This is a genomic window from Flavimobilis marinus (genome assembly GCF_900113055.1).
Taxonomy (GTDB): Bacteria; Actinomycetota; Actinomycetes; order Actinomycetales; family Cellulomonadaceae; genus Flavimobilis; species Flavimobilis marinus.
Genome location: NZ_FONZ01000002.1, coordinates 193,976 through 219,095, shown reverse-complemented (window position 1 = coordinate 219,095; position 25,120 = coordinate 193,976). Strand labels below are relative to the sequence as shown.

General features: G+C 72.3%; 26 protein-coding genes. 22 read left to right on the top strand and 4 right to left on the bottom strand.

Features of this window, described 5'->3' with window-relative positions; genetic code table 11:
* Position 1 precedes the first annotated feature (1 nt).
* Positions 2–949 carry a helix-turn-helix transcriptional regulator gene (locus BMZ30_RS06035; RefSeq protein WP_093376178.1) on the bottom strand — a complete coding sequence of 316 codons (948 nt, stop codon included), beginning with the start codon at positions 947–949 and terminating at the stop codon, positions 2–4.
* Positions 942–1,934: a helix-turn-helix transcriptional regulator gene (locus tag BMZ30_RS06030; RefSeq protein ID WP_093376176.1), complete on the bottom strand. Its 993-nt coding sequence runs from the start codon at positions 1,932–1,934 to the stop codon at positions 942–944. The genes BMZ30_RS06035 and BMZ30_RS06030 overlap by 8 nt, the downstream gene beginning before the upstream one ends.
* Positions 1,935–1,969: 35 nt before the next feature.
* Between BMZ30_RS06030 and BMZ30_RS06025 the strand changes: the two genes are divergently transcribed.
* The 12 genes from BMZ30_RS06025 (at position 1,970) to BMZ30_RS05970 (ending at position 13,808) form a co-directional block, all read left to right on the top strand.
* Positions 1,970–3,061 carry a DUF3866 family protein gene (locus BMZ30_RS06025; RefSeq protein ID WP_093376174.1) on the top strand — a complete coding sequence of 364 codons (1,092 nt, stop codon included), beginning with the start codon at positions 1,970–1,972 and terminating at the stop codon, positions 3,059–3,061.
* 78 nt (positions 3,062–3,139) lie between these two features.
* Positions 3,140–3,709 carry a Dps family protein gene (locus tag BMZ30_RS06020; protein ID WP_093376172.1) on the top strand — a complete coding sequence of 190 codons (570 nt, stop codon included), beginning with the start codon at positions 3,140–3,142 and terminating at the stop codon, positions 3,707–3,709.
* Positions 3,710–3,781: 72 nt separating this feature from the next.
* Positions 3,782–4,555, top strand: coding sequence for a DUF4129 domain-containing protein (locus BMZ30_RS06015; protein ID WP_093376170.1), 774 nt, complete (start codon positions 3,782–3,784; stop codon positions 4,553–4,555).
* Positions 4,552–5,136: a hypothetical protein gene (locus BMZ30_RS06010; protein WP_093376168.1), complete on the top strand. Its 585-nt coding sequence runs from the start codon at positions 4,552–4,554 to the stop codon at positions 5,134–5,136. The genes BMZ30_RS06015 and BMZ30_RS06010 overlap by 4 nt, the downstream gene beginning before the upstream one ends.
* Positions 5,133–6,116 (top strand): AAA family ATPase, encoded by a 984-nt coding sequence (locus BMZ30_RS06005; RefSeq protein ID WP_229828561.1) that lies wholly within the window; start codon positions 5,133–5,135, stop codon positions 6,114–6,116. Before BMZ30_RS06010 ends, BMZ30_RS06005 begins: the two co-directional genes overlap by 4 nt.
* Positions 6,113–7,432 carry a DUF58 domain-containing protein gene (locus BMZ30_RS06000; protein ID WP_093376166.1) on the top strand — a complete coding sequence of 440 codons (1,320 nt, stop codon included), beginning with the start codon at positions 6,113–6,115 and terminating at the stop codon, positions 7,430–7,432. The genes BMZ30_RS06005 and BMZ30_RS06000 overlap by 4 nt, the downstream gene beginning before the upstream one ends.
* On the top strand, positions 7,429–7,938 hold the full coding sequence (locus tag BMZ30_RS05995) for a hypothetical protein (RefSeq protein ID WP_093376164.1): 510 nt from the start codon (positions 7,429–7,431) through the stop codon (positions 7,936–7,938). Before BMZ30_RS06000 ends, BMZ30_RS05995 begins: the two co-directional genes overlap by 4 nt.
* A 279-nt stretch (positions 7,939–8,217) precedes the next feature.
* Positions 8,218–10,689 carry a glycogen/starch/alpha-glucan phosphorylase gene (locus BMZ30_RS05990; RefSeq protein WP_229828563.1) on the top strand — a complete coding sequence of 824 codons (2,472 nt, stop codon included), beginning with the start codon at positions 8,218–8,220 and terminating at the stop codon, positions 10,687–10,689.
* A 154-nt stretch (positions 10,690–10,843) separates the two neighbouring features.
* A complete protein-coding gene (locus BMZ30_RS05985; RefSeq protein ID WP_093377320.1) occupies positions 10,844–11,989 on the top strand; it encodes an LLM class flavin-dependent oxidoreductase in 1,146 nt (381 codons plus the stop codon).
* Positions 11,986–12,591 carry an FMN reductase gene (locus BMZ30_RS05980; RefSeq protein WP_093376160.1) on the top strand — a complete coding sequence of 202 codons (606 nt, stop codon included), beginning with the start codon at positions 11,986–11,988 and terminating at the stop codon, positions 12,589–12,591. Before BMZ30_RS05985 ends, BMZ30_RS05980 begins: the two co-directional genes overlap by 4 nt.
* A 21-nt stretch (positions 12,592–12,612) precedes the next feature.
* Positions 12,613–12,819: a hypothetical protein gene (locus BMZ30_RS05975; protein WP_093376157.1), complete on the top strand. Its 207-nt coding sequence runs from the start codon at positions 12,613–12,615 to the stop codon at positions 12,817–12,819.
* 128 nt (positions 12,820–12,947) lie between these two features.
* Positions 12,948–13,808 carry a glucose 1-dehydrogenase gene (locus BMZ30_RS05970; protein WP_093376155.1) on the top strand — a complete coding sequence of 287 codons (861 nt, stop codon included), beginning with the start codon at positions 12,948–12,950 and terminating at the stop codon, positions 13,806–13,808.
* 46 nt (positions 13,809–13,854) lie between these two features.
* Here BMZ30_RS05970 and BMZ30_RS05965 read toward each other — a convergent pair whose 3' ends face one another.
* Positions 13,855–14,379 (bottom strand): MarR family winged helix-turn-helix transcriptional regulator, encoded by a 525-nt coding sequence (locus BMZ30_RS05965; protein ID WP_229828565.1) that lies wholly within the window; start codon positions 14,377–14,379, stop codon positions 13,855–13,857.
* Between the two features lie 62 nt (positions 14,380–14,441).
* On the opposite strand from BMZ30_RS05965, the gene BMZ30_RS05960 reads away from it, so the two are divergent.
* Genes BMZ30_RS05960 through BMZ30_RS05930 form a run of 8 tightly spaced genes read left to right on the top strand, consistent with a single transcriptional unit; the run spans position 14,442 to position 22,221 of the window.
* Complete coding sequence (locus BMZ30_RS05960) at positions 14,442–16,595, top strand: MMPL family transporter (protein WP_093376152.1); 2,154 nt, start codon at positions 14,442–14,444, stop codon at positions 16,593–16,595.
* 22 nt (positions 16,596–16,617) lie between these two features.
* Entirely contained in the window at positions 16,618–17,202 is a 585-nt protein-coding gene (idi, locus tag BMZ30_RS05955) for an isopentenyl-diphosphate Delta-isomerase (protein ID WP_093376148.1), read from the top strand.
* Positions 17,202–18,215, top strand: coding sequence for a polyprenyl synthetase family protein (locus tag BMZ30_RS05950; protein ID WP_093376146.1), 1,014 nt, complete (start codon positions 17,202–17,204; stop codon positions 18,213–18,215). The genes idi and BMZ30_RS05950 overlap by 1 nt, the downstream gene beginning before the upstream one ends.
* Entirely contained in the window at positions 18,212–19,087 is an 876-nt protein-coding gene (locus tag BMZ30_RS13685) for a phytoene/squalene synthase family protein (RefSeq protein ID WP_177191294.1), read from the top strand. Before BMZ30_RS05950 ends, BMZ30_RS13685 begins: the two co-directional genes overlap by 4 nt.
* Entirely contained in the window at positions 19,084–20,685 is a 1,602-nt protein-coding gene (gene crtI, locus BMZ30_RS13680) for a phytoene desaturase family protein (RefSeq protein ID WP_177191293.1), read from the top strand. Before BMZ30_RS13685 ends, crtI begins: the two co-directional genes overlap by 4 nt.
* Positions 20,682–21,011, top strand: coding sequence for a lycopene cyclase domain-containing protein (locus BMZ30_RS05940; protein ID WP_093376144.1), 330 nt, complete (start codon positions 20,682–20,684; stop codon positions 21,009–21,011). Before crtI ends, BMZ30_RS05940 begins: the two co-directional genes overlap by 4 nt.
* Positions 21,008–21,343 (top strand): lycopene cyclase domain-containing protein, encoded by a 336-nt coding sequence (locus BMZ30_RS05935; protein ID WP_093376142.1) that lies wholly within the window; start codon positions 21,008–21,010, stop codon positions 21,341–21,343. The genes BMZ30_RS05940 and BMZ30_RS05935 overlap by 4 nt, the downstream gene beginning before the upstream one ends.
* The gene (locus BMZ30_RS05930) at positions 21,340–22,221 is read left to right on the top strand and encodes a prenyltransferase (protein ID WP_093376140.1); all 882 of its coding nucleotides are present in this window, start codon (positions 21,340–21,342) and stop codon (positions 22,219–22,221) included. Before BMZ30_RS05935 ends, BMZ30_RS05930 begins: the two co-directional genes overlap by 4 nt.
* Here the strand turns inward: BMZ30_RS05930 and BMZ30_RS05925 are convergent.
* Positions 22,196–23,707, bottom strand: a complete 1,512-nt coding sequence (locus BMZ30_RS05925) for an SDR family oxidoreductase (protein WP_093376138.1) — start codon at positions 23,705–23,707, stop codon at positions 22,196–22,198. The genes BMZ30_RS05930 and BMZ30_RS05925 overlap by 26 nt on opposite strands.
* A 137-nt stretch (positions 23,708–23,844) precedes the next feature.
* On the opposite strand from BMZ30_RS05925, the gene BMZ30_RS05920 reads away from it, so the two are divergent.
* Positions 23,845–24,909, top strand: a complete 1,065-nt coding sequence (locus tag BMZ30_RS05920) for an iron-containing redox enzyme family protein (protein WP_373296852.1) — start codon at positions 23,845–23,847, stop codon at positions 24,907–24,909.
* Entirely contained in the window at positions 24,906–25,118 is a 213-nt protein-coding gene (locus tag BMZ30_RS05915; RefSeq protein WP_093376136.1) for a CDGSH iron-sulfur domain-containing protein, read from the top strand. Before BMZ30_RS05920 ends, BMZ30_RS05915 begins: the two co-directional genes overlap by 4 nt.
* The last annotated feature ends 2 nt before the right edge of the window (positions 25,119–25,120 follow it).

Genomic DNA, 25,120 nt, shown 5'->3' with positions numbered 1-25,120 from the left:
GCTAGTCCTCGTACTGGCGCAGGGCTGACGCGGCCGCCTCGACGAGGTCGGCCCGGAGCGCCGCGGGTGACACGGACCGGACGTGCACGGCGTTGGCGAGCAACAGCTGGCGCAACCACGCGTGGTTCTCGACACGCAGCGTGAGCGTGAACGCGCCGTCGTCGTGCTCCTGGACACCGTCGTGCGGCACCTGCTCCGCGATCCACCGCGCCGGGCTCGCGAAGGTGACCCGCACGGGCTCGGCGGTGGCCGCAGGCCGGTACGGCCTCGCCGACGCCGCGTGCTCGGCGCTCGCGTCCTCGAGCACGACGGCCTCGAGGATGCGGTCGAGCCGGAAGGTGCGCTCGTCGTCGGCGCGCAGGCACCACGCCACGAGGTACGAGCGCTCGTCCTCCGTGCGCAGGCGCATGGGGTCGACGGTGCGCTCGGACACGACGTCGGACGCGGTCACGTACCGCAGCCGCAGCCGACGCCGGGTGGCGAGGGCCTCGCCGACGGCGTGCGCGACCTCGGGGCGCGTGTCGACCGCCAGCCGCACGTCGAGCGCGCCGGAGGCCTCCCCCGCGGCGTCGGTGAGCTTCTCCAGGACCGCGCGGACGACGTCGGCAAGCTCCGGCGCGGCCACGTCGATCGCCTCGCCCATGGCGCGCAGCGCCGCGATCAGCGACACGGCCTCCCGGGTGCCGAGGCGCAGCGGACGCTCGATCCGCTGGGTCTGGACGACCGAGACCGTGCCCGCCTCGTCGTCGATCGCGAAGTCGAGCAGGTTGTCCGGCCAGTAGCCGGGCGTGCCGGAGACCCACAGCAGGTCGATGTCGCGCAGCACCTGCTCGGCGGGCACCCCGAAGTCCCGCGCGATTTGCTCGACGGGGACCGCTCCTCCGACCGAGTCGAGGTAGGTCACGAGTCCCAGGAGCCGGACCAGCCGCTCGCTCGCCCGCTCAGCCATCGTGACGCTCCTCCCCGAGAGCCGCGGCAGCCTGCAGCACGGCGATGACGGCGGCCCGCAGGTCCGCGGGCTCGAGGACGGCGACGACGTCCCCGTAGGCCGCGATCTCGTCGACCGCCCGTGCCAGGTCCTCGAACTCGACGGCGATGACTTCGCGTCCGGCCAGGGCCGACGGGAGGGGAGGGCACGGGTCCGGCTCCACCCCGCGCGCACGGAGCGCTTGGGCGCGCTCGGGTACGACGGCGAGGACCGCGCGGCGGGCGTCGGCGTGCGGTCGGCCGAGAGCGGAGTCGACGTCGACCTCCACCGGGATCGTCACGGCGCCCGGTGGTCCGACGGGACGCGGGGCCCCGTCGATCCTGCTCAGCCGGAAGGCGCGGACCGCCGCACGGTCCAGGTCGTGGCCGATCAGGTACCAGCCACCGCCGCGGACAGCGAGCCGCCAAGGCTCGACGTGCCGCTGAGCGCGCTGGCCGGTCGTCGCGGCGCGGTAGGCGAACCGCACGGCTCGGCGCGCGAGGATGGCCTCGAGCAGCGGACCGTAGGCGCCGCCGGCCTCGCGCACCCGCGGAGCGAGCGCGGCGAGGGCGTCGGTGTGCACGCCGGTGCCGCTCGCGGCGGTCAGCTTCGTCAGCGCCCGGCCCGTGTCGGTGCGGAGCACGCGGTCCTGCCACAGCTGGGCGGCGAGCCCGAGCACGGCAAGCTCCGCCGCTGTCAGGTGCAGCGGCGCGAGCGCATAGGCGTCCGTGTCGATGCGGTAGCCGATCTCGGCCGCGTGCCCGGAGTCGTCGACTGTCACGACCGGGACGCCGAGCTCGCGAAGGGTGTCCTTGTCCCGCTCGAACTTCCGCTCGAACGACTCATCCGACGCGTCGTCGTACCCGACGACGCCCGCGCGGATCTGGTCCTTGGTCATGCGCCCGGGAGTGTTCATGAGGGCGATGACAAGGTTGAGGAGTCGCTCGGCGGCGTCGGTGGTGCTCATCACGGCACACGCTACCGCCGCGCTAGCGTGGAGCCGTGATCACGTGGCGGGCAGGGACGGTGGTGTCGCTCGGGCGACAGTGGTCGGGCGCGGCCGAGATGGCGGTCCGGACGCCCGACGGCGACGTCCGCGCCCTGGCCTACCCCGGCCTGGTGGGCTCCCCCGAGGTGGGCGACCGGGTGCTGCTGAACACGACGGCCCTCGAGCGCGGGCTGGGCACCGGGGGCTACGCGCTCGTCGTGGCCCTCCCGGACAGGCTCCCCGACGACGGCGCCCGGGGCCCGGGCCATCTGGTCAAGTCCCGGTACTCACCGCTGCAGACGATGGTGCTCGGCGTGGACGAGCAGGAGTCCGTGCACCACGAGACGTTGCGCGAGGCGGACGACCTTGCTGGCCTCCCGGTCGTCGTGGCCGACCTGCACTCCGCCCTGCCCGCGATCGTCGCCGGGGTCCGCGGCGCCGCGGGGGCGGCCACCCCGCTGCGGGTCGTCTACGTGATGACCGACGGCGGTGCGCTGCCCGCCGCGTTCTCCCGCACCACCAGCGCGCTCCGGGAGACGGGCTGGCTGGTCGGCACCGTGACGGTCGGTCAGGCTTTCGGCGGCGACCTCGAGGCGGTCACCGTGCACTCGGGGCTGCTGGCGGCGCGCGCGGTGCTGGACGCCGACGTCGTCGTCGTCGCTCAGGGTCCGGGCAACCTGGGCACGGGCACCCGCTGGGGGTTCTCCGGTGTCGCCGCCGGTGAGGCCGTGAACGCCGCGGGCGTGCTGGGCGGGCGGCCGGTCGCGAGCCTGCGGGTGTCGGCCGCGGACCCGCGCGAGCGCCACCGGGGCATCTCGCACCACTCCTTGACCGCGTACGGCCGCGTGGCGCTCGTCCCGGCCGACGTCGTCGTGCCTGCCCTCGACGGCCCCCTCGGCACGCTCGTGCGCTCCCAGGCCGCCACGCTGACGCGGCACCGGCTGGTCGAGCACCGGCTCAGCGAGGCGGCGCAGGACCAGCTCGCCGCCTCCCCCGTCGCGCTCTCGACGATGGGCCGTGGGCTCGACGTCGACCCGTCGCCGTTCGTCGCCGCGGCCGCCGCCGGGGAGCACGCGGGCCTGCTCGCGCTCGGCTCCCGGGACTGACGCGTTCCGGGTGCGAGGCCCCGCGACTCGGGACATGCTGGGGCCACACCACGTCCCACACTCCTAGGAGGCAACATCGTGGCCACCAAGAAGGCTCTGCCCAAGTACACCGTGCCGTCGCTGTCGCGCGAGGACGGCGCCCGGCTCGCCGAGATCCTGCAGGTGCGCCTGCACGCGCTCAACGACCTCGCGCTCACCCTCAAGCACATCCACTGGAACGTGGTCGGCCCGCACTTCATCGCCGTGCACGAGATGATCGACCCCCAGGTCGACGCGGTCCGCGCGATGGTCGACGTGATCGCCGAGCGCATCGCGACCCTCGGTGGCGCGCCCGTGGGGACCCCGGGAGCGATCGTGCGGGAGCGCAGCTGGGACGACTACGGGCTGGGCCGCGACACCACGAACGCCCACCTCGGGGCGCTCGACGTCGTCTACCAGGGCGTCATCACCGACCACCGCCAGGCGGCGGCGGACACCGAGGAGCTCGACGACGTCACCAACGACATGCTGATCGGCCAGCTGGCTGAGCTCGAGCTGTTCCACTGGTTCGTCCGTGCCCACCTCGAGTCGGCGGGCGGCGCCCTCAGCACCGGTGACGAGACCACCGAGCGAGGTTCGGCCGCCAAGGCGAAGGCCAAGGACGACTAGCAGCCGACGTCGCGCGGGCAACCTCCGCGCGGCGCCTTCCGGCAGCGGCGCGAAGCCGCTAACGTTCGGCGAATGACCACGACGGGACGGCGGCCAGCAGGCAGCCGTCCCGTCCGTCCGTCCGGGCTCGGCGTGTCCGTCCCCCTCGTCCGGGTGCTGCTCGTGCTCGCCCTCGTGAGCGTCGCGGCCCTCGGCGCCGCCTCCTTCGGCCCCTGGGCGACGGACGTCGCGCCCGTGGCTCCGCCGGGACCCGAGATCAGCACGGCCGAGCCCGTCACGCGCCCGCCCGAGCCGACCGACACCCAGACTCCCGAGGTCGACCTCGGGCCGCTCGACTCGAACGCCTGGCTCGTCGCGGTGCTGGTTCTGCTCGGAGCCCTGGCGCTCGTCGGCCTGGGCCGCTGGTTGGCCCGCGCAGCGCGCTCGTGGCGCGAGTCGCCGCGTGGCTCCGAGCCGGAGCACCTGCCCGACCTGCTCCCCGACATGGCCGACGCAGCACCGGCGCTCGCCGTCGACGAGCTCCAGGACGCAGTCGCGCAGGCGCTCGAGGCGATCGACGCCGCGCGCGACTCCCACGACGCGGTGATCGCTGCGTGGCTCGTGCTCGAACGGGCGGCCGAGCGGACGGGCGTACCCCGGCACCCCGCCCAGAGCCCGTCGGAGTTCGCCCGCTCCGTGCTCGCGGCGACGGACGCCCATGCCCCGTCCGCCGACGCCCTCCTGCGTCTGTACCTGCGGGTGCGGTTCGGAACAGCGCCCACCACCGCGAAGGACGTCACGGCGGCGCGGGACGCTCTGCGGCGACTGACCAGCGACCTGAGCACCTCACCCGGAGGCGCCGCATGACACGGTGGCGCGGGCGGATCAGCCAGGTGGCCGCCGCGGGGGTGGCCGCCGTCGGCGTCGCCACCGCGCTCGGGCTGCTCGGCCTGCCGCCGGTGCACGTCGTCGCAGGCGCCGTGCTCGCCGCGACCGTCGTGGTCGGCATCGCGCTGCAGTTCGGGCTGCTCGACCGCCCGTGGGAGGCCTCACGGCTGGAGGTGGCCGGGGGCGCCCGGGACGAGGTCTCTCACCTGTCCTGGCAGGTCCGCACCCGCGACGGGCGGGTGCATCCCCGCGTGCTCCTCCGGGTCCAGCAGCTGGTGACCGTGCGCCTCGCTCGCGACGGCACCGTGGTCGACCCCGCCGACATGGTCCCGCAGCGCGCCGACGTCCTCGCGACGCTGACGCAGGCGCTCGGCGCGCGCGCGGCTCGCGCGCTGTGCGGCGGCCCCCGCGAGCTGCCGGACGCCACCGCCCTGGGGCGCGTCCTCGACGCCCTCGACGCCCTGGACTCCCCGGACGCGTCGGGCGCCGCCGGGAGCCGTGACGGCGCCCCGGTCTCGGAACCTCTTGCACCGCACCCCCACCGGAAGGACTCGCAGTGAGCCAGCCCCCCGTACTCCCCGTCGCCGAGGTCGCCCGGCTCAGCTCCGAGATCCTGGACGAGGTGGGCACCGTCGTCGTCGGCATGTCCCGCCCCCTGCGCACGGCCCTCGCCACCGTGCTGGCCGGCGGGCACGTGCTGTTCGAGGACGTCCCCGGGCTCGGCAAGACCCTCGCCGCCCGCAGCCTGGCCGAGTCGCTCGGCCTCCGGTTCGCGCGGCTCCAGTGCACGCCGGACCTCCTGCCTTCCGACATCACCGGGTCGTACGTGTTCGATCCCGAACGTCGCGCCTTCGAGTTCCGGCCGGGTCCCGTCTTCACGGGCCTCTTCCTCGCCGACGAGATCAACCGGACCTCCCCCAAGACCCAGTCGGCGCTGCTCGAGGCGATGGCCGAGCGGCAGGTCAGCGTCGAAGGCACCAGCCACCCGCTCGAGCGGCCCTTCCACGTGATGGCGACGTCCAACCCTGTCGAGTACGAGGGCACGTACCCGCTGCCCGAGGCTCAGCTCGACCGCTTCATGGTGCGCCTCGCCGTCGGCTACCCGACGACCGAGGACGAGGAGGCCGTGCTCGCGCGCCGGCTCGCGCGCCGCGAGGACGCCACCAGCGTGCGCGCCGTCGTCGACCCCGCGACGTTGCTGGCGATGCAGGCAGGCGTCGAGGCGGTCCCCGTGGACCCGGACATCGTGAGCTACTGCGTCGCACTGGCGGCCGCGTCCCGGGAACACCCCGCGGTCGAGGTCGGTGCGTCCCCGCGCGGCTCCCAGACGCTCCTGCTCCTGTCCCGTGCCATGGCGGTGATCGACAGCCGCGACTACGTCACGCCCGAGGACGTCAAGGAGATCGCCGTGCCGGTCCTCGCGCACCGGCTCACGCTCACCACCCAGGCCTGGGCCGCCGATCTCGCCGCCGAGACCGTGGTCGAGCAGATCCTGGCGTCGGTGCCCGGCCCGGCGTCCGCACCCGTGGCTCGCGGATGACCTCACGCTCCGCTGCCGGCTGGCATCCCAGCGAGCTCGTCGGCTGGCTCCTGCTCACGGGGCTCGTGGCGATCGTGCTCGGCGTCGTCGCGCGCCGTCCGGACGTCGTGGCGCTCGCCGCACCGCTGCTCGGCTGGGCAGCACTCGCGCGGGTGCCCGACGGGCCTCCCGCCACCGCCGCGGAGGACCCGGCGACGATGGTCGTGGACACCGGGCTCGTGTCGGTCGACATCGAGCTGCGCGGGACGCCACACGGTGCGGTGAAGCTCGGTGCCGGCGCGAGCGGTGCACGCACGGACACCGTGCTCGTCGACCTCGGGGCGACCGGCTCGCGCCGGGTCTCCGTCAGCGGCCCGGGCGTCCGGACCGGGCCCCGCCGACTGTTCACCCTCGACCTGCAGTCGGTCGCACCGGCGCTCGAGGCGATCTCCGGGACCAGTCACGTCCCAGCACCGACTGTCCTGGTGCGTCCGCGCGCGTGGCCCCTCGGCGAGGTGCCCCTGCCGACCTCTCTGCACGGCCTCACCGGTGCGCACTCCTCCCGCCGGCCTGGCCAGGGCGGCGACCTCCGCGACGTGCACGTGTTCGGACCTGGCGACCGGCTCCGCGGGATCGACTGGCGCACGACGGCGCGCCGTTCGCCCGACCTGGACGAGATCTACGTCCGTCGCACGCACGCGACGGCGGACGCGCTCGTCATGCTCGTGCTCGACTCACGCGACGACGTCGGCCCCGATCCGGCCACCTGGCTGGGAGGCGAACCGCCGCGCGCCGACGACCCGACGTCTCTCGACGTGGCCCGCAACGCTGCGGCGAGCCTCGCGAAGGCCTACCTGGACGGCGGTGACCGGGTCGGCCTCACGGACCTCGGGCGGGAACGAGCGCCGATCTCCCCGGTCGGTGGCGGACGTGCGTTGCGGCGGATCGTCCAGACCCTCGCGGTCGCGCGGCCCGACCCCCACCGGATCGCCCGCGTGCGTGCGCCGCGCCTGCCCGCCGGTGCGCTCGTCGTGATCCTGTCCACGTTCCTCGACGACGACGCGGCGCGTGTCGCGCGCAGCTGGCGCGGCGCGGGCCACCGCGTGGTGGCTGTCGACGTGCTCCCCCCGGTGCGCACGGGCGGGCTCAGCGCGGACCAGCGGCTCGCGTGGCGCATCGTCGCGCGAGAGCGCGCCGACCGGCTCCAGCAGATGCGTGCGGAAGGCGTGGAGCTCTTCGCGTGGACCGACGGCGGGGACCCGGCCGTGCACCTGCGGCTGCTCGCACGCGCCGGCCGCCGCGGCGGCCGGACCCGCACCGTGGGGGCGGGAGCATGAAGCGTCCCGAAGCGCGGGTGCACGTCGCGACAGGGCGGACCGTCCCGCGCTGGGCGCTGGGTGGCGCGGCCGCGCTCGCCGCCGTCGTCGCGGCAGCGTGCACGAGCCCCGCTCCCGCGATGTGGTGGGTCCTCGCGCCGCTCGTGGCTCTGGCGGCGACCGGGCGAGGGGTCGGCGTCGCACCCGTCGTCGCGGCACTGGTCCTCGCCTGCGCGGTCGCGGCGCCGCCCGGTCCGGCCATGCTCGGTGTGAGCGTCGGTCTGCCCGTCTTCCTGTACGCGACCTGGCTCGGTCGGACGGCCGGGCGCGCCCGTGTCGAGCTGGCCGTGCTGGCCTCGACGGCCAGACCCCTGCTCGTCCTCGCCGGTGCTGGGTCGGCGCTCGTCGGCGCGGCGCTGCTCGTCCCCGTGGCCGACCGGGGCTGGTGGGGCCTGGCGGCGCCGCTCGCGCTCGTCGGTCTCGTGATCGTGGTCGTCCCCCGCGCGTGGTGGCCGACACGCCGCTGAGGTGGCGGCAGCCGGGCGAAGTCCCACCGTGCGGCCCACGTTGCAACGTTGCGAGTCCCCGCCGCTGCAACGATCTCGCAACGTAACCGAAATGTTGCAATGGTGCTTGCAAGGCGTCGGAGGGCCGCGGCCGAGGCCGTGGTCGCGCGTTTTCGCAGGTCAGAGGCGTGCAGCACGCGTCCAGAGCGATGGCGACCACTGAATCACGTCTGGCGCGCTTGCAAGAAGATGGTCCAAAGGTCATGGCGCACGCCGGGGGTGGCGGGTAGCGTGCACACCGTGACTGAGAACACCCAGAGGTTCAGCTCCTCTCCCGCAACCGTCGAGTCGTTCACAAGCGAGTTCGTGCGCCAGTTGCGCTACGAGCAGGGCGTCGATCTTGGCTTCGCCAGCAGCGACGACCTGTACCAGGCGCTCGCCCGCACCGTCCGCCGCTACATGATCGACAACTGGCTCGACACACTGTCCACGCAGACCGCGAAGGGCGCGAAGGCCGTCGCCTACCTGTCCGCCGAGTACCTCATGGGCCCGCAGCTGCCCAACGCGCTCCTCGCCACCGGTCTCGCCGAGGTCGCCCGCGACTCGCTCGCCGCGCTCGGCCTCGACCTCGACGAGATCGGCGCCACCGAGGTCGAGCCTGGCCTCGGCAACGGCGGCCTCGGTCGTCTGGCCGCCTGCTTCATCGACTCGCTCGCCACCATGGACATCCCGGCCGTCGGCTACGGCATCCGGTACGAGTACGGCATCTTCCGCCAGACCTTCGTGGACGGGCGCCAGGCCGAGCAGCCCGACCCCTGGCTGAGCAAGGGGTCCCCCTGGGAGTTCGCGCACCCCGACATGGCCGTCGAGGTCGGCTTCCACGGCCACACCGAGCGCTACACGGACGCCGCCGGCGTCGAGCGCACGCGCTGGGTCCGGGGCGACTGCGTGCTGGCCGTGCCGTACAACTACATGGTCCCGGGCTACGGCACGAAGAACGTCAACACCCTGCGCCTCTGGAGCGCGAAGGCGACCAACGCGTTCGACCTGCAGATCTTCAACGCGGGTGACTACGAGGCTGCGGTGCGCGCCCAGACCGTCGCGGAGAACATCTCCAAGGTCATCTACCCCGAGGACTCCACGCCCCAGGGCAAGGAGCTGCGTCTCAAGCAGCAGTACTTCTTCGTCGCCGCCTCGCTCGCAGACTTCATCAACCAGACGCTGCCCCAGGGTTTCGACCTCACGAAGATCCACGAGCGCGTCACCTTCCAGCTCAACGACACGCACCCCGTCATCGCGATCCCCGAGCTCATGCGCATCCTCGTCGACGAACGTGGCATCGACTGGGCCACGGCCTGGGATGTCACGCGCAAGACGTTCAACTACACGTGCCACACGCTGCTGCCGGAGGCCCTCGAGGTCTGGTCGGTCGAGCTGCTCGGTCGACTGCTCCCCCGCCACCTGGAGATCATCTTCCAGATCAACGAGGAGTTCCTGGCGGAGGTCCGCAAGGCCTACCCGGGCGACGAGCTGCGCGCCCGCCGCATGTCGATCATCCAGGAGCAGCCTGAGCGCGCGGTCCGCATGGCCTTCCTCGCGTCGATCGGCTCGTCCAAGATCAACGGCGTCGCTGAGCTCCACTCGCAGCTCCTGCGCGACAAGGTGCTGAACGACTTCTCCGAACTGTGGCCGAGCAAGTTCACGAACGTCACGAACGGCGTGACGCCACGCCGCTTCCTGGCGCTGTCCAACCCCGGCCTTGCGAACCTCATCACCGAGGCGATCGGTGAAGGCTGGGTCAAGGACCTCGAGCGGCTCCGCGAGCTCGAGCCCTTCGCCGAGGACGCGTCGTTCCGGAGCGAGTTCCGGGCCGTCAAGGCAGCCAACAAGGAGCGCTTCGTCGAGCTGATCGCCCAGCGTGACGGCATCGAGCTGCCTGCCGACGCCATGTACGACGTCATGGTCAAGCGCCTGCACGAGTACAAGCGCCAGATGCTCAAGCTGCTGCACGTCGTCACGCTCTACGACCGCGTGCTGCGGGGCGAGCTCCGGGCCAGCGACATCACGCCGCGCGTGGTGACGTTCGGCGCGAAGGCAGCTCCGGGCTACAAGATGGCCAAGGAGATCATCGCGCTCATCAACGCGGTGGCGAAGGTCGTCAACCACGCTCCCGAGCTCCAGGGCCGCCTGCAGATCGCATTCCCCGCGAACTACAACGTCACCCTCGCCGAGAAGCTCATCCCGGCCGCCGACCTCTCCGAGCAGATCTCGCTCGCCGGCAAGGAGGCCTCGGGCACCGGCAACATGAAGTTCGCGCTCAACGGCGCCCTGACGATCGGGACGCTCGACGGCGCGAACGTCGAGATCTACGACCTGGTCGGCGACGAGCACTTCTTCCTGTTCGGGCTCACCGAGCCTCAGGTCGCCGACGTCGTAGACGCCGGCTACAAGCCCGGCGCGTACTACGAGGGCAACCGCTCCCTCAAGGGCGCGATCGACCTCATCGCGTCCGGGGCGTTCTCGAACGGCGACCGCAACGCGTTCGAGTTCGTGCTGTCGGACCTCCTGGGCAAGGACCGCTTCCTCGTGCTCGCCGACTACCAGGCGTACGTCGACGCGCAGGACAAGGTCGAGGTTGCCTACGCAGACCAGGAGGCCTGGTCCCGGTCGGCGATCCTCAACGTCGCACGCACCGGCTTCTTCAGCTCGGACCGCTCCATCCAGGACTACCTGGACCGGATCTGGCACGCGAAGCCGCAGCCGGTGCGCTGACCGCTCCGTCCGGGCCGCCTGGCGGTCCACGCTCGTGACCCCGTCGCCCTCTGGGCGGCGGGGTCACCTGCATCCGTGGTCGGATGGGAACAAGCAGCACGGAGTGTTGGTTGAAAGGTCAACTAACACTTCTCGTCGACCGCTAGGAGCCATGATGCAGTTCGGGATCTTCACCGTCGGAGACGTCACGCCCGACCCCACCACCGGACGCGCGCCCACCGAGCACGAGCGCATCAAGGCGACCGTCGCCATCGCCCGGAAGGCCGAGGAGGTCGGCCTCGACGTCTTCGCGACCGGCGAGCACCACAACCCGCCGTTCGCCGCGCCCGCCAACCCGACGGTCCTGCTGGCGCACATCGCGGCGCAGACCGAGCGCCTCGTGCTCTCCACCGCGACGACGCTCATCACGACGAACGACCCCGTCCGGATCGCCGAGGACTACGCCTACCTCCAGCATCTCGCGGACGGTCGCGTCGACCTGATGATGGGGCGCGGCAACACGGGTCCTGTGTACCCGTGGTTCGGCAAGGACATCCGCGAGGGCCTGGACCTCGCGATCGAGAACTACGCGCTGCTGCACCGCCTGTGGCGCGAGGACGTCGTGAGCTGGGAGGGCAAGCACCGCACGCCGCTCCAGGGCTTCACATCGACCCCTCGCCCGCTCGACGGCGTCGCACCCTTCGTGTGGCACGGGTCGATCCGCTCGCCCCAGATCGCCGAGCAGGCGGCGTACTACGGCGACGGCTTCTTCCACAACAACATCTTCTGGCCGATCACCCACACCAAGCAGATGGTCGCGCTCTACCGTCGCCGGTTCGAGCACTACGGGCACGGTGCGGCGGACCAGGCGATCGTGGGCCTCGGCGGGCAGGTGTTCATGCGCAAGAGCTCGCAGGAGGCCAAGCGCGAGTTCCGCCCTTACTTCGACAACGCGCCCGTGTACGGGCACGGCCCTTCCATGGAGGACTTCACCGAGCAGACGCCGTTGACCGTCGGCAGCCCGCAGGAGGTGATCGACCGCTACGCGACCATGCGGGAGCACGTCGGCGACTACCAGCGTCAGCTCTTCCTCATGGACCACGCGGGTCTGCCGCTCAAGACGGTCCTCGAGCAGCTCGACCTGCTCGGTGAGGAGGTCGTGCCGGTCCTGCGCAAGGAGCTCGCCGTCGGTCGCCCGGCTCACGTTCCCGAGGCTCCGACGCACGCCGCCCGGGTCGCCGCCGCCGGCGGGCCGAGCGACTCCACCGTCTACGCACCCGCCGACGACGTCACGGGCGCCTCGCCGGAGGTCGCACGATGACCGCGCGCTCCGTCGTCGCCGTGTCCGCCGGCCTCAGCCAGCCCTCGTCGACCCGCCTCCTGTCCGATCGGCTGGTGGCGGCCGCGATCGACGACCTCCAGCTCGGCGGCGACTCCGTCACCGTCCGGGTGGTGGAGCTGCGCGACCTCGCACACCAGATCACGGACACGATGCTCACGGGCTTCGCTCCGGCCGAGCTGCGCGAGGCCCTGGACGCCGTCGCCGGCGCCGACGCGCTCGTGGCCGTGACGCCGGTCTTCTCGGCCTCCTACTCGGGACTGTTCAAGTCGTTCTTCGACGTCCTCGAGGCGAAGGCGCTCGCCGGGACGCCCGTGCTTCTCGGTGCGACCGCCGGGACGGAGCGGCACTCGCTCGTGCTCGACCACGCGCTGCGCCCCCTGTTCGCGTACCTCGGCGCGCTCGTGGTGCCGACCGCCGTGTTCGCGGCGTCGTCCGACTGGGGCACCGCGTCGTCCGACTCCCTCGGTGCGCGGATCGAGCGGGCTGCCGGTGAGCTCGCGAACCTCCTCCGGGCGGTGCCTCGACGCGCGCCCGCCGACCCGTTCGACGACTTCGTCCCGTTCGACCAGCTACAGCCGTGAGCGGCCAGTAGGATCGAGGACATGAGCAACCACGAACCCGTGTCGAGCGGCGCCGAGGCGCCCGCCGCCGTCAAAGGCCTCCTCTTCATCGTCTGCTTCGCCGTCTTCGTCGCGGGCGTCTGGGCCTTCGGCGAAGGGGTGAGCCAGGAGAGCCCGTGGTTCTTCACGGCGGGTCTCCTCGCCACCGGGCTCGCGTTCCTCCTGCCGATGCACGCACGCCAGGACTGACGCGGGCCGTCGCCCCACCACAGACGCTCGCCCCCGGCCGGGGGCGAGCGTCTCTGCGTTCCGGTTGCACCACCGGCGTCACGTCCTACGTTGGATGAGCACCTGCCATCCGACCCAAGGAGCGCGCCATGACCGAAGGACAGGGCTTCCCCGCCCAGCAGCAGCAGCCGCCCGGCCTCACGGCGCCCATGGAACCGAGGCCCGACCACGGCGAGTCGACGTACCGCGGCACCGGCAAGCTGGCCGGCAAGCACGCCCTCATCACCGGAGGCGACTCCGGGATCGGCCGTGCGGTCGCTCTTGCCTACGCGCGAGAGGGAGCCGACGTGGCGATCGCGTACCTCGCCGAGGAGCAGCCCGACGCTGACGAGACCGCCAAGCTGGTCGAGGCCGAGGGTAAGCGCTGCGTCCAGCTGCCGTGCGACCTCACGCAGGAGGAAGACTGCCGCGAAGTCGTCCGCCGCACCGTCGCCGAGCTCGGCGGCCTCGACGTGCTCGTCAACAACGCGGGCTACCAGATGGCCCGGCGGGACTCGATCGCCGACATCACCACGACCGACCTCGACCGCGTGTTCAAGACCAACCTCTACGCGCTGTTCTGGGTCACGCAGACGGCGCTCGAGCACATGGGGTCGGGCGGGGCGATCATCAACAACTCGTCCATCCAGGCGTTCGAGCCCTCGACGTCGTTGCTCGACTACGCATCGACCAAGGCGGCGATCAACAACTTCACCGTGAACCTGGCGGCCGAGGTGGGCGAGCGCGGCATCCGCGTCAACGCGGTGGCGCCGGGACCGATCTGGACGCCCCTGCAGCCCGCCACCCAGCCGGAGTCCAAGCTGGAGGTCTTTGGCTCCGACGCCCCGCTGGGCCGCGCCGGGCAGCCCCGGGAGGTGGCGCCCGCCTTCGTGTTCCTGGCGTCCGACGCCGACGCGAGCTACGTCTCCGGCACCGTGCTCGGAGTGACCGGGGGCAAGCCCGTGTTCTGACCGCCGGCCAGGGGCACCGGCCGCGGCGGGCCGTGCGCCGGCCGGGTCAGCCCTCGCCCGCGGAGTCCGGCGCCGGGGTCAGGGGGATGATGTCCGCGGACTCGAGCTCGTCGGAGATCGCCTCGAGGAACCGCACGAGGGGCGCCCGCGCCTCGTGCGGGACCTCGGCGGCGATCGCAGCCATCCTCCGGTGCATGTGGTCGAGCCGCTCGCGGATCTCCTGGTGCGCGTGGCTGGTGGCGCGCACCACCACGCTCCGGCGATCTGTCGGGTGGGGGGCTCGCACCAGGTGCCCGGACGCCGTCAGCCGGTCCAGCAGCGCGGTCGTGGAGGCGGTCGATATCCCCAGGTGCGCGCTGAGGTCGCGCGGGCTGACCGTCTTGCCGGCGCCCTCTCCCGCGACGACGAGCTGCAGCGCCTGGAGGTCGGAGACGTTCATGTCCATGGCCGCGCTCACGCGCCGACGCATCGTCTGGTCGGCGCGCAGGAAGCGGCGCAGCGCCTCGAGCACCACGCGTATGTCTGGTCCGTGGTTCCAGTAGCCGGGGGGACCTGCCGCCTCATCCTTCACGCCGTCATACTAGCCCACCAACTAACTAGGCCGTCTAGCAAAAACTGCGGTACGGTTCTGCTGTGAACACGCACACCCGCGGTGAGGCCACCGCCCCGAGCCGCGCCCCACGCTGGCTGCGCGCGCTGATCCCCGCCGTACTGATCCTCGTGTGGCTAGCCCTGGCTGGCGTCGGTGGCCCGTACTTCGGCAAGATCGGTGAGGTCTCGAGCAACGACCAGACCGCCTACCTGCCCGAGAGCGCCCAGTCCACGCAGGTCGCCAAGCGCACGACGGAGTTCACGGGTGGCGACGCGATCCCCGCGATCGTCGTGGTCGACAGCGACGAGCCCCTCACCGAGGACGCCCTCGCGGCGATCAACGCGGTGGTGGGCGACTTCGCCCAGGACGGCCCCGTCGTCGGACAGGTGTCCCCCGCGATCCCGTCCGAGGACGGGCTCGCTGCGCAGGTGTTCCTCCCGCTCGACACGGGCGCCGAGCTCGCCACCGTGGTCGAGGAGCTGCGCACGTCGCTCGAGGGTCTGCCCGACGGGCTGGAGGCCTACGTGACCGGCCCTGCCGGGCAGGCCGCGGACCTGGGCGCCGCCTTCGAGGGGATCGACGGCCTGCTCCTCCTCGTCGCCCTCGGCGCGGTCCTGGTCATCCTCGTCGTCGTCTACCGCTCTCCGCTGCTGCCGTTCCTCGTGCTGGCGACGTCGCTCTTCGCGCTCTGCGCGTCCATCCTCACCGTGTGGTGGTTGGCCAAGGCCGAGCTCGTCACGCTCAACGGCCAGGTGCAGGGCATCCTGTTCATCCTTGTGATCGGTGCAGCGACCGACTACTCGTTGCTCTACGTCTCCCGCTACCGCGAGGCCATCGCGACCGAGCGACGGTGGCCCGCCACCTGGCGTGCGCTGCGCGGTTCCCTCGAGCCGATCCTCGCCTCAGGCGGAACCGTGATCGCCGGCCTGCTGTGCCTCCTGCTCAGCGACCTCGCGTCGAACCAGGCGCTCGGACCCGTCGCCGCCGTCGGCATCGGCTTCGCGATGCTCGCCGCGCTCACGTTCCTCCCGGCGCTGCTCTACGCGACCGGCGCGGCGGCCTTCTGGCCGCGCCGCCCGAGGCCCCCGGTGGGCGACGACGCCGGCACGCACCGCGCGGGCGTGTGGGGCGGCGTCGCGCGGTGGGTCGCCCGCTCGCCCCGAGCGATCTGGGTCGGCTGCGTCGTGCTCCTGGTCGCTGCCAGCGTCGGCGTCACCGGTCTCAAGGCCAGCGGCGTCCCGCAGTCCGAGCTCGTCCTCGGCGCCTCCGACGCCCGCGACGGCCTCGAGGTGCTCGGTGAGCACTTCCCGGACGGGTCCGGTAGCCCCGCGCAGGTCCTCGTCGCCGAGGAGCGCCTCGCGGACGCCGCCGCGACGATCCTCGCGCTCGACGGCGTCGACTCGCTCGCGGTGCAGTCGAAGGACTCCCCCAGCGGCACGCTGCCCGTGACGCCCGAGGGCATCCAGCCGCTCGGCGAGGGCGCACCTGCCGGAGAGCCCACCGTCGTCGACGGCGACATCCTGCTCTCCGCGACCCTGAGCGACGCAGCCGACTCCACGGCCGCCGAAGACACCGTGCGTGAGCTGCGCGCGGAGCTGGGCGCCGACGCCCTCGTCGGTGGGGTGTCAGCCACAGCCCTCGACACGAACGTGGCCTCGACCCACGACCGCAACCTGATCATCCCTGTCGCTCTGGTCGTGATCCTCCTGATCCTCATGATCCTGCTCCGGTCGATCGTGGCCCCGGTGATCCTGATGGGCACCGTGGTGCTGTCCTACCTCGCGACGATGGGCGTCTCGGCGCTCGTGTTCAACGAGATCCTCGGCTTCCCCGGTGCCGACCCTGCCGTACCGCTGTACGGGTTCGTGTTCCTCGTGGCGCTCGGGGTCGACTACAACATCTTCCTCATGACGCGGGTCCGGGAGGAGTCGCAGTTGCACGGCACCCGCGAGGGCGTGGTGCGCGGGCTGTCGATCACCGGCAGCGTGATCACCTCGGCCGGGATCGTCCTCGCGGCGACCTTCGCGGCGCTGGCCGTGATCCCGATCCTGTTCCTCGCTCAGCTCGCCTTCATCGTCGCCTTCGGCGTGCTGCTGGACACGTTCCTCGTCCGGTCGCTCCTCGTCCCCGCGGCGACCTACGACCTCGGGCGTGCGGTCTGGTGGCCGTCGCGCCTCAGCCGCTCGGCCAGCTGACCACGGACAAGGAGATCTGACGATGACCACGACCGCTGACCAGGCCGCGCACCCTCCCGCTACCGAGGACCACGTGCTGCTCCTCGACGAGGACGGCCGGCACATCGGCCAGATGCCGCGCGCGCTCGTGCACGGCACCGACACCCCGCTCCACCTCGCGTTCTCCTGCTACGTCTTCGGCCCGGACGGCGCGCTGCTCCTCACCCGACGCGCGCTGACCAAGCGAACCTGGCCGGGCGTGTGGACCAACTCGTTCTGCGGCCACCCGCGCACCGACGAGACGATGCTCGAGGCCATCGAGCGGCACGCCGAGCACGAGCTCGGTATGACGGTCACCGGCATCCAGCTCGCGCTGCCGGACTTCCGCTACCGCGCGGTGGACGCGAACGGCGTCGTCGAGAACGAGATGTGCCCCGTGTACCTGGCGACCGTCGGGAGCGAACCGGTGCCGAACCCCGACGAGGTGATGGAGCTCGCGTGGGGCGCACCGGCGGACGTCGGCCGCGCGATCGCCGCGACCCCCTGGGTCTTCAGCCCGTGGATGGTCAAGCAGATCCACGCGCTCGCCGAGCTCGAGGACGCCCCGCCGAGCGGCGGTGAGCGGTGATGCTCGAGACATTCCTGCACGACGGTGGGGCCCTCGCGGCCGATCTCGACCCGGACTACGCGCAGCTGTGGCGGAGCATGGGACGGGCCAGCCGGGGCGGCAAGCGGTTCCGCCCGGCGCTCGTCACCGGCGCCTACCAGGCGCTCGGCGGGCATGACCTCGCGCTCGCCCAGCACGTCGGCGACGCGATCGAGCTGTTGCACACCGGCTTCGTCATGCACGACGACGTGATCGACCGCGACGAGATCCGCCGGGGCGAGCTCAACGTGTCCGGCACGTTCGCCCACCGTGCGCTCGCCTCCGGGGCGCGGGCGGACAAGGCCGAGCTGCTCGGGCAGACGGCGGGCATCCTCGCCGGCGACCTCGCCCTGGTCGGCGCGACCCGGATGATGGCTCTCGCCCCGACCGGGCCGGAGACGGTGCGCCGCCTCCTCGACCTGCTCGAGCGTGCCGTCCAGGTCACCGCCGCGGGCGAGCTCGCGGACGTACGGTTCTCGCTCGACCTCGGCGACCCCACCCTCGGCGAGGTGCTGACGATGGCCGAGCACAAGACGGCTGTGTACTCGTTCGAGCTGCCGCTCCAGGCCGCCGCGGTGCTCGCCGGGGCCCCTCAGGAGATCTCGGGGCGGCTGAGCGAGGTGGGCCGGATGGTCGGCATCGCGTTCCAGCTGGTCGACGACCTGCTCGGTGTCTTCGGGGACGAGGAGGTCACCGGAAAGAGCACCGTCACCGATCTCCGCGAGGGCAAGGTCACGCCGCTGATCGCCTACGCACGCACGACCGCCTGCTGGGCGACGATCGCGCACGACGTCGGCGACCCGCACCTGACCGCCGAGCGCGCCCGGCACGTGCGCGACGTGCTCGAGTCGTGCGGCGCACGGTCCGCGATCGAGGACCTCGCGACGGACTACGTGAGCACCGCGCTGTCCGTGACGGCGAACCTCCCCGTGCCCGAGCGGTTCCGGGCCTGGATCGCCGACATGACGGCGACCGCCGTCCAGAGGGCCGCGTGAGCGCGGACCGCGGCCGGAGGCTGTACGACCGGGCCGCCCAGGACAGCGCTGCCGTCGTCATCCGCCGCTACTCCACGTCGTTCGGGTGGGCGGCGCGCCTGCTCGCACCTCCCGTCCGGCGGCACGTGCGCAACATCTACGCGCTCGTGCGGGTCGCCGACGAGGTCGTCGACGGACCGTTCCCCGCCGAGCACCGCGCCGGGGCGCTCGACGCGCTCGAGCGCGAGGTCCACGCAGCGCTGGCCGACGGCTGCTCGACGAACCTGGTGGTGCACGCGTTCGCCCTCACCGCCCGGCAGTCCGGCATCGACCGCACGCTCGTGGACCCGTTCTTCGCGTCGATGCGCGCCGACCTCGACACCGCTGTGCACACCGCCCAGTCCTTCGAGACCTACGTCTACGGCTCGGCCGAGGTCGTCGGTCTGATGTGCCTGCGGGTGTTCCTCCTCGACGTCGCCCCGGGGCGGCGCGAGCGCGCCTGGGAGCACCTCTCCCCCGGCGCCCGCCGCCTCGGCGCGGCGTTCCAGAAGGTGAACTTCCTGCGGGACCTTGCGGCCGACTACGACGACCTCGGCCGGAGCTACTTCCCTGGTGTCGCCGTCGAGGACCTCACCGATGCCCACCGCGACACGCTGCTGGACGACATCGACGCGGACCTGCACGCCGCGGCCGTGGTGATCCCGGCGCTGCCTCGCTCGAGCCGGCGCGCGGTGCGGGCGGCACACGACCTGTTCGCCGAGCTCTCCCGGGTGCTGCGCGAGACACCCGCGCAGGAGCTGGGCAACCGGCGGGTCCGCGTCAGCGGCCCCCGCAAGATCAGGGTCCTCGCGAGCGGCCTGCTCGCGACCGGAGCACGAGATGGGGCACGATGACCAGCATGGGAAAGCGCGTGGTGGTGATCGGTGCGGGGATCTCAGGGCTCGCGACGGCCGCCCTCCTGGCTCGAGACGGTCACCACGTGACGGTGCTCGAGCAGCGCGACGAGGTCGGCGGCCGCGCCGGGTCTTGGGAGTCCGGAGGGTTCCGCTTCGACACGGGTCCGTCCTGGTACCTGATGCCCGAGGTGTTCGACCACTTCTTCCGCCTGCTCGGGACGAGCGCTGCACGCGAGCTCGACCTCGAGGTGCTGGACCCCGCGTACCGGGTCTTCTTCGAGGGCCGCGACGAGCCGATCGACATCCGGGCGGACCTCGAGACCAACGTCGCCACGTTCGAGCGGGTCGAGCCCGGCGCGGGCGCCCGGCTGCGCGACTACCTCGCCTCCGCCAAGGAGGCCTACGAGATCGCCACACGCCGGTTCTTGTACACCGACTTCCGCACGACGTCGGCATTCCGCAGCCGTGAGGTCGTGCGTCGCTCGGGTCGCCTGGTGAGCCTGCTGACCACCCCGCTGGAGAAGTTCGTCGCGCGCTACTTCGCCGACCCTCGCCTGCGCCAGGTGCTCGGCTACCCCGCGGTATTCCTCGGCACCAGCCCGGACCGGGCCCCGAGCATGTACCACTTGATGAGTCACATGGACCTGGCAGACGGCGTCTACTACCCGCAGGGCGGCTTCACCCGCGTGATCGAGGCGATCACGCGGCTCACGCAGGCGAGCGGCGCGCGCATCCGCACCGGTGCCCGCGTGACCGCGGTGACGACCATCCGCACCGGTGGCGGGACGCGCGTCACGGGTGTCGAGGTGCGCACCGGGTCCGGGGCGACCGAGCACGTGCCGGCCGACGTCGTCGTCGGCGCGGGTGACCTGCACCACCTCGAGACAGAGCTGCTCCCCCGACACCTGCAGACCTATCCGCAGGAGTGGTGGGACCGCCGCACGTCGGGTCCCGGCGCGGTCCTGGTCTACCTCGGCGTCGACGGAGACTTGCCCGAGCTGCCGCACCACTCGCTGTTCTTCACGCGGGACTGGGACGCCAACTTCTCCGCGATCTTCGGGTCGGACCAGCACATCCCGGACCCCGCGTCGATCTATGTGTGCAAACCGTCGCAGACCGACGCGTCCGTCGCCCCCGAGGGCGCCGAGAACCTCTTCATCCTCGTGCCGGTCCCGGCCGACGTCAGCATCGGAGGTGGCGGCATCGGCGGCGCGGGCAGCGCGGCGGTCGAGGCGGCCGCCGACGCGGCGATCGCCCAAGTGTCCCGCTGGGCAGGTATCGACGACCTCGCCGCGCGGGTGCGCGTGCGCCGGACGGTCGGACCGGCGGACTTCGCGACCGACTTCTCCTCGTGGAGCGGCGGGGCCCTCGGTCCCGCGCACACGCTGCGTCAGAGCGCCTTCCTCCGGGCCCGGAACTCCTCGCGCAAGGTCTCCGGCCTGCTCTACGCCGGAGGGTCGACCATCCCGGGCATCGGGCTGCCGATGTGCCTGATCAGCGCCGAGCTCATCCTGAAGCGGTCCCGCGGCGACTCCTCACCGGGGCCGTCGCCCGAGCCGGCCGCCCCGGCAGGGGACGGGGCGGCCGCCGCGTGACCGGCTGGTACCTCCTCGCCATCCTCGTCAGCCTCGCCTCCATGGTCGTGATCGACCGTCGCTGGCACCTGTTCTGGTGGGCGGACCCGCGGCGCGCCGTGGTCGTGCACGGCGCGGGCATCGTCTTCTTCCTCGCGTGGGACGTGGCGGCCATCAGCCGGGGCCTCTTCGAGCGTGGCCAGGGCAGCGCCCTGACGGGGATCGAGCTCGCTCCCCACCTGCCGATCGAGGAGATCTTCTTCGTGACCTTCCTGTGCTACCTGACCATGAACGTCTACGGGCTGGTCGCGCTGCGCCTGGCGGAGCGAGAGCGGGCCCCACGATGAGCTACGGCGTCTTCAACCTGCTGTTCGTCGTCGCCGTGGCCGTCGTCGCTGCTCTCGCGCTCGTGCGGGTGCCCCGAGAGCGACGCGGCCGGGTGCTCACCGCGATGGCCGTGACCGTGGTGGCACTGAGCGCCATGACGGTCGTCTTCGACTCGCTGATGATCGCGGCCGACCTCTTCCGGTACGACGAGGAGGCGCTGTCCGGCGTCGTGATGTGGCTCACGCCCGTGGAGGACCTCGCGTGGCCCGTCGCCGTCGGGCTCGGCCTGCCTGCCGTGGCTGAGGCGATCGGGCTGCGCCCCGGAGCCGCGCGGCCCAAGGACGTCCGTTGAGCACCCCACAGGGGTGGCGGACCGGCGCGGCGCAGGTCCTGTGGTCCTCCCGGCCCGTCTCGTGGATCAACACGGCGTTCCCGTTCGGCGCCGCCTACCTGCTGGCGGGCGGGGGCATCGATGTCGCCTGGCTCGTCGGCGTCCTGTACTTCCTCATCCCGTACAACCTGCTGATGTACGGGATCAACGACGTGTTCGACTACGAGTCCGACCTGCGCAATCCCCGCAAGGGCGGCATCGAGGGCGCGGTCCTGTCCAACCGCTGGCACCGCACGACGCTGTGGGCGGCCGTGGGCTCGAACGTGCCGTTCCTCATCTTCCTGGCCCTGGTCGGGGACCTGGCCGCCGCCGCCGTGCTCACGGTCAGCGTGTTCGCCGTCGTCGCCTACTCCGCGCCTCGGCTGCGGTTCAAGGAACGTCCCGGCCTCGACTCCCTCACCTCCGCGACGCACTTCGTCAGCCCCGCCGTGTACGGCATCGCCCTCGCCGACGGCGCGGTGACCTCCTCCGTCGTCCTCGCCCTCGCGGCGTTCTTCGCGTGGGGAGCCGCCTCCCAGGCGTTCGGCGCCGTGCAGGACATCACGGCGGACCGCGCGGGTGGCCTCGGCTCGATCGCGACGGTGTTCGGTGCCCGGCGCACGGTCCGCCTCGCGCTGGTCGGGTACCTGCTCGCGTCGGTCCTCCTGCTGCCCCTCGGCTGGCCCGGGTGGGTGTGCGCGGCGCTCCCCCTGCTGTACGTCGCGAACGTCTGGCCCTACCGGAACCTGACGGACACGGAGTGCGAGCGCGCGAACGCGGGGTGGCGGCGGTTCCTCTGGCTCAACATGGTGGCGGGCTTCGTCGTCACGCAGGTCATGATCCTCGCTGCGCTCGCGTAGCGGCGCGCGCCAGGATGTTCCGGGCCATCGACGGGAAGATCAGCCCGTGGAACGGCCAGATGGCCCACCAGTAGAGCTTGCCCGCGAGCCCGCGAGGGAAGTAGATCGCGCGCTGCCGGTACCGGGTCCCCGTGCCGTCGGGCTCGGCCACCAGCTCGAGCCAGGCACCTCCCGGGACCCGCATCTCTGCGCGCAGCCGAAGGAGGCGACCACGCTCGATCGCCTCGACCCGCCACCAGTCCACGGCGTCGCCCACGACGAGCCGCTGCGGGTGGCGCCGACCGCGGTTGTGGCCTGCGCCACCGGCGATCTTGTCGAACAGGCCACGGATGACCCACGCCGCGGGGAGGGAGTACCAGCCGTTCGCGCCCCCGATGCCCTCGATGACCTCCCAGACGTGCTCAGGCGCCACGGACGTGCGCCGCTCGCGCGCGTCGACATAAACGGTGCGCCCGGACCAGTCGGGGTCGCTGGGCAGCGGGTCCGACGACGATCCGGCGGAGGTCCAGGTGGTCTCGACCTCGCCGTCGTTCATGCGCGCGAGGGCGAGGCGCACGGCCTCCCGGTAACCCAGCAGCCCCCGCTCGGGCGGCGGGATGAGGGCGTCGATGTCACGCTCCCGCGTGATCGCGTCCTGCTGCAGCGACTGCACCAGCGGCACGGCCATGGCGTGCGGGATCGGTGTCACGAGCGCGACCCACCACCCCGCCAGGGTCGGCGCCGGGAAGGGCGAGGAGTAGATACGCCGGGAGGGAAGGCCGGCCTCACGGGCGTACCCGTACATCAGCGCGGCATACGTCAGCTGCTCGCGGCAGCCGATGTCGAACGCACGGTTCACGTCGCCGGGCAGGCTCGCGGCGTGCAGGAGGTAGTGCAGCACGTCACGGATCGCGATCGGTTCGATCTTGTTGTGCACCCACGACGGTGCGGGCATGACCGGTAGGTTCTCGGTGAGGTGCCGGATCATCTCGAACGAGGCTGAGCCCGAGCCGATCACGACCCCAGCCTGGAGCACGACCGCGGGAACGTCCCCCGCGAGGAGCGTGTCGCCGACGGCGGCGCGCGAGCGCATGTGCGTGCTGAGCTCCACGTCGTCGGCGTGCAGACCACCCAGGTACACGACCCGGCGTACCCCGGCCGCGGTCGTCGCCCTCGCGACCCGCTCGGCGGTCTCGCGCTCGGTCCGCTCGAAGTCACCCTTGCCGCCCATAGAGTGCACCAGGTAGTACATGACTCCGACGTCCCGGCACGCCTGCTCGACGTCGGCGTCGGACCCGAGATCGCCCTGGACGACCTCCACAGCGTCGCGCCACGGGGCCGACGCCAGCTTGGCGGGAGTGCGTACCAGCACCCGGACCCGGTACCCGGCGTCGAGCAGGAGCGGGACCAGACGCCCCCCGATGTACCCGGTCGCGCCGGTGACCAGGACGCGTTCCCCGGACGTGGGCTGAGGGGGCGGAGCGGCGTCGGGCGCGTCGGTGTGCATGTCGCGAGCATGGGGCCGCCAGGCTCCGCACGCCACTCGAGCACCCGTGCTCCTTCCGGTCGCGCGGACCGCCGGTGCACCTGATGATGGCGGTGGCAGCCGCATCGGTGCTGGCCAGCGAACCAAGGAGCACGCGCATGACCGTCCAGGAGCACGCCGTCCGTCCGACCCAGGCCGCGTCGCCTCGGCGCATGCCCGTGCCGGCGCCCCGCGGCCCGGTCAGCGCCGTCCTCGTGGACGTCCTGTCCCGCGGACGCTCGACCGACGACCTCGCGACCGTCGCCACGGTGCTCGAGGGCCGCGACCTCGTCGGGGACGAGGACCTGCAGATCACTCTGACGATGCTCTACGAGCTGTCCTACCAAGGCCTCGACGGCGTCCCCGACGACTTCGAGTGGGACCCCGCGCTGATCGGTCTGCGTCGTCGCCTCGAGACCGCGTTCGAGGCGCAGCTCCGCGCGACCGTCGAGGTACCGCAGCACGAGGGTGGCGCGGACGCGTCGGCCGTCGCGCGCACCCTGTTCGCGATGGCCGCCGACGCGTCCCGGGGGCCCGGCCTGTCCGCGTACGTCGCTCGCACTGCCACGCGCGGGCAGCTGGACGAGCTCCTCGTGCACCGCTCGGTCTACCAGCTCAAGGAAGCGGACCCCCACACGTGGGCGATCCCCCGGCTCGGCGGCACCCCCAAGGCCGCGCTCGTCGAGATCCAGTCCGACGAGTACGGCGGCGGACGCCTCGAGCACATGCACGCGGCGCTGTTCGCGCGCACCATGCGCGGCCTCGGGCTCGACGACGCGTACGGCGCCTACGTCGACCTCGTCCCCGCCCACACGCTGGCGTCGGTCAACATGATGAGCATGTTCGGCCTGCAGCGTCGCCTGCGCGGTGCGATCGTCGGGCACCTGGCTGCGTTCGAGATGACGTCCTCGATCCCCAACCAGCTGTTCGGCAACGGCTTCCGGCGGCACGGCTTCGACGCGGACACGACCTGGTACTTCGACGAGCACGTCGAGGCCGACGCGGTGCACGAGCAGATCGCCGGACGGGACCTCGCGGGGGCGCTGGCCGAGCAGGAGCCGGCGCTCCTCGACGACATCCTCTTCGGGGCTGCGGCCTGCCACGCGGTCGACGGCTGGATGGGGCAACGCATCCTCGATGCCTGGAGAGCGGACCGCTCGTCGCTTCGGGAGCTTGCCGCATGACGGCGCGCCGGGAGCCCGAGGTCGTCATCACCGCGTGCCCCGACGGCCCCTTGCTGGTGCGCGGGCCCGCCACGATCCTCGCGGCCGACGGCTCGGAGGTCACTCGGACGCGCCCCACGGTCGCGCTGTGCCGGTGCGGGGCGTCAGCGATCAAGCCGTTCTGCGACGGGACGCACAAGGTGAACGGGTTCACGACCGACGAAGGATGAGC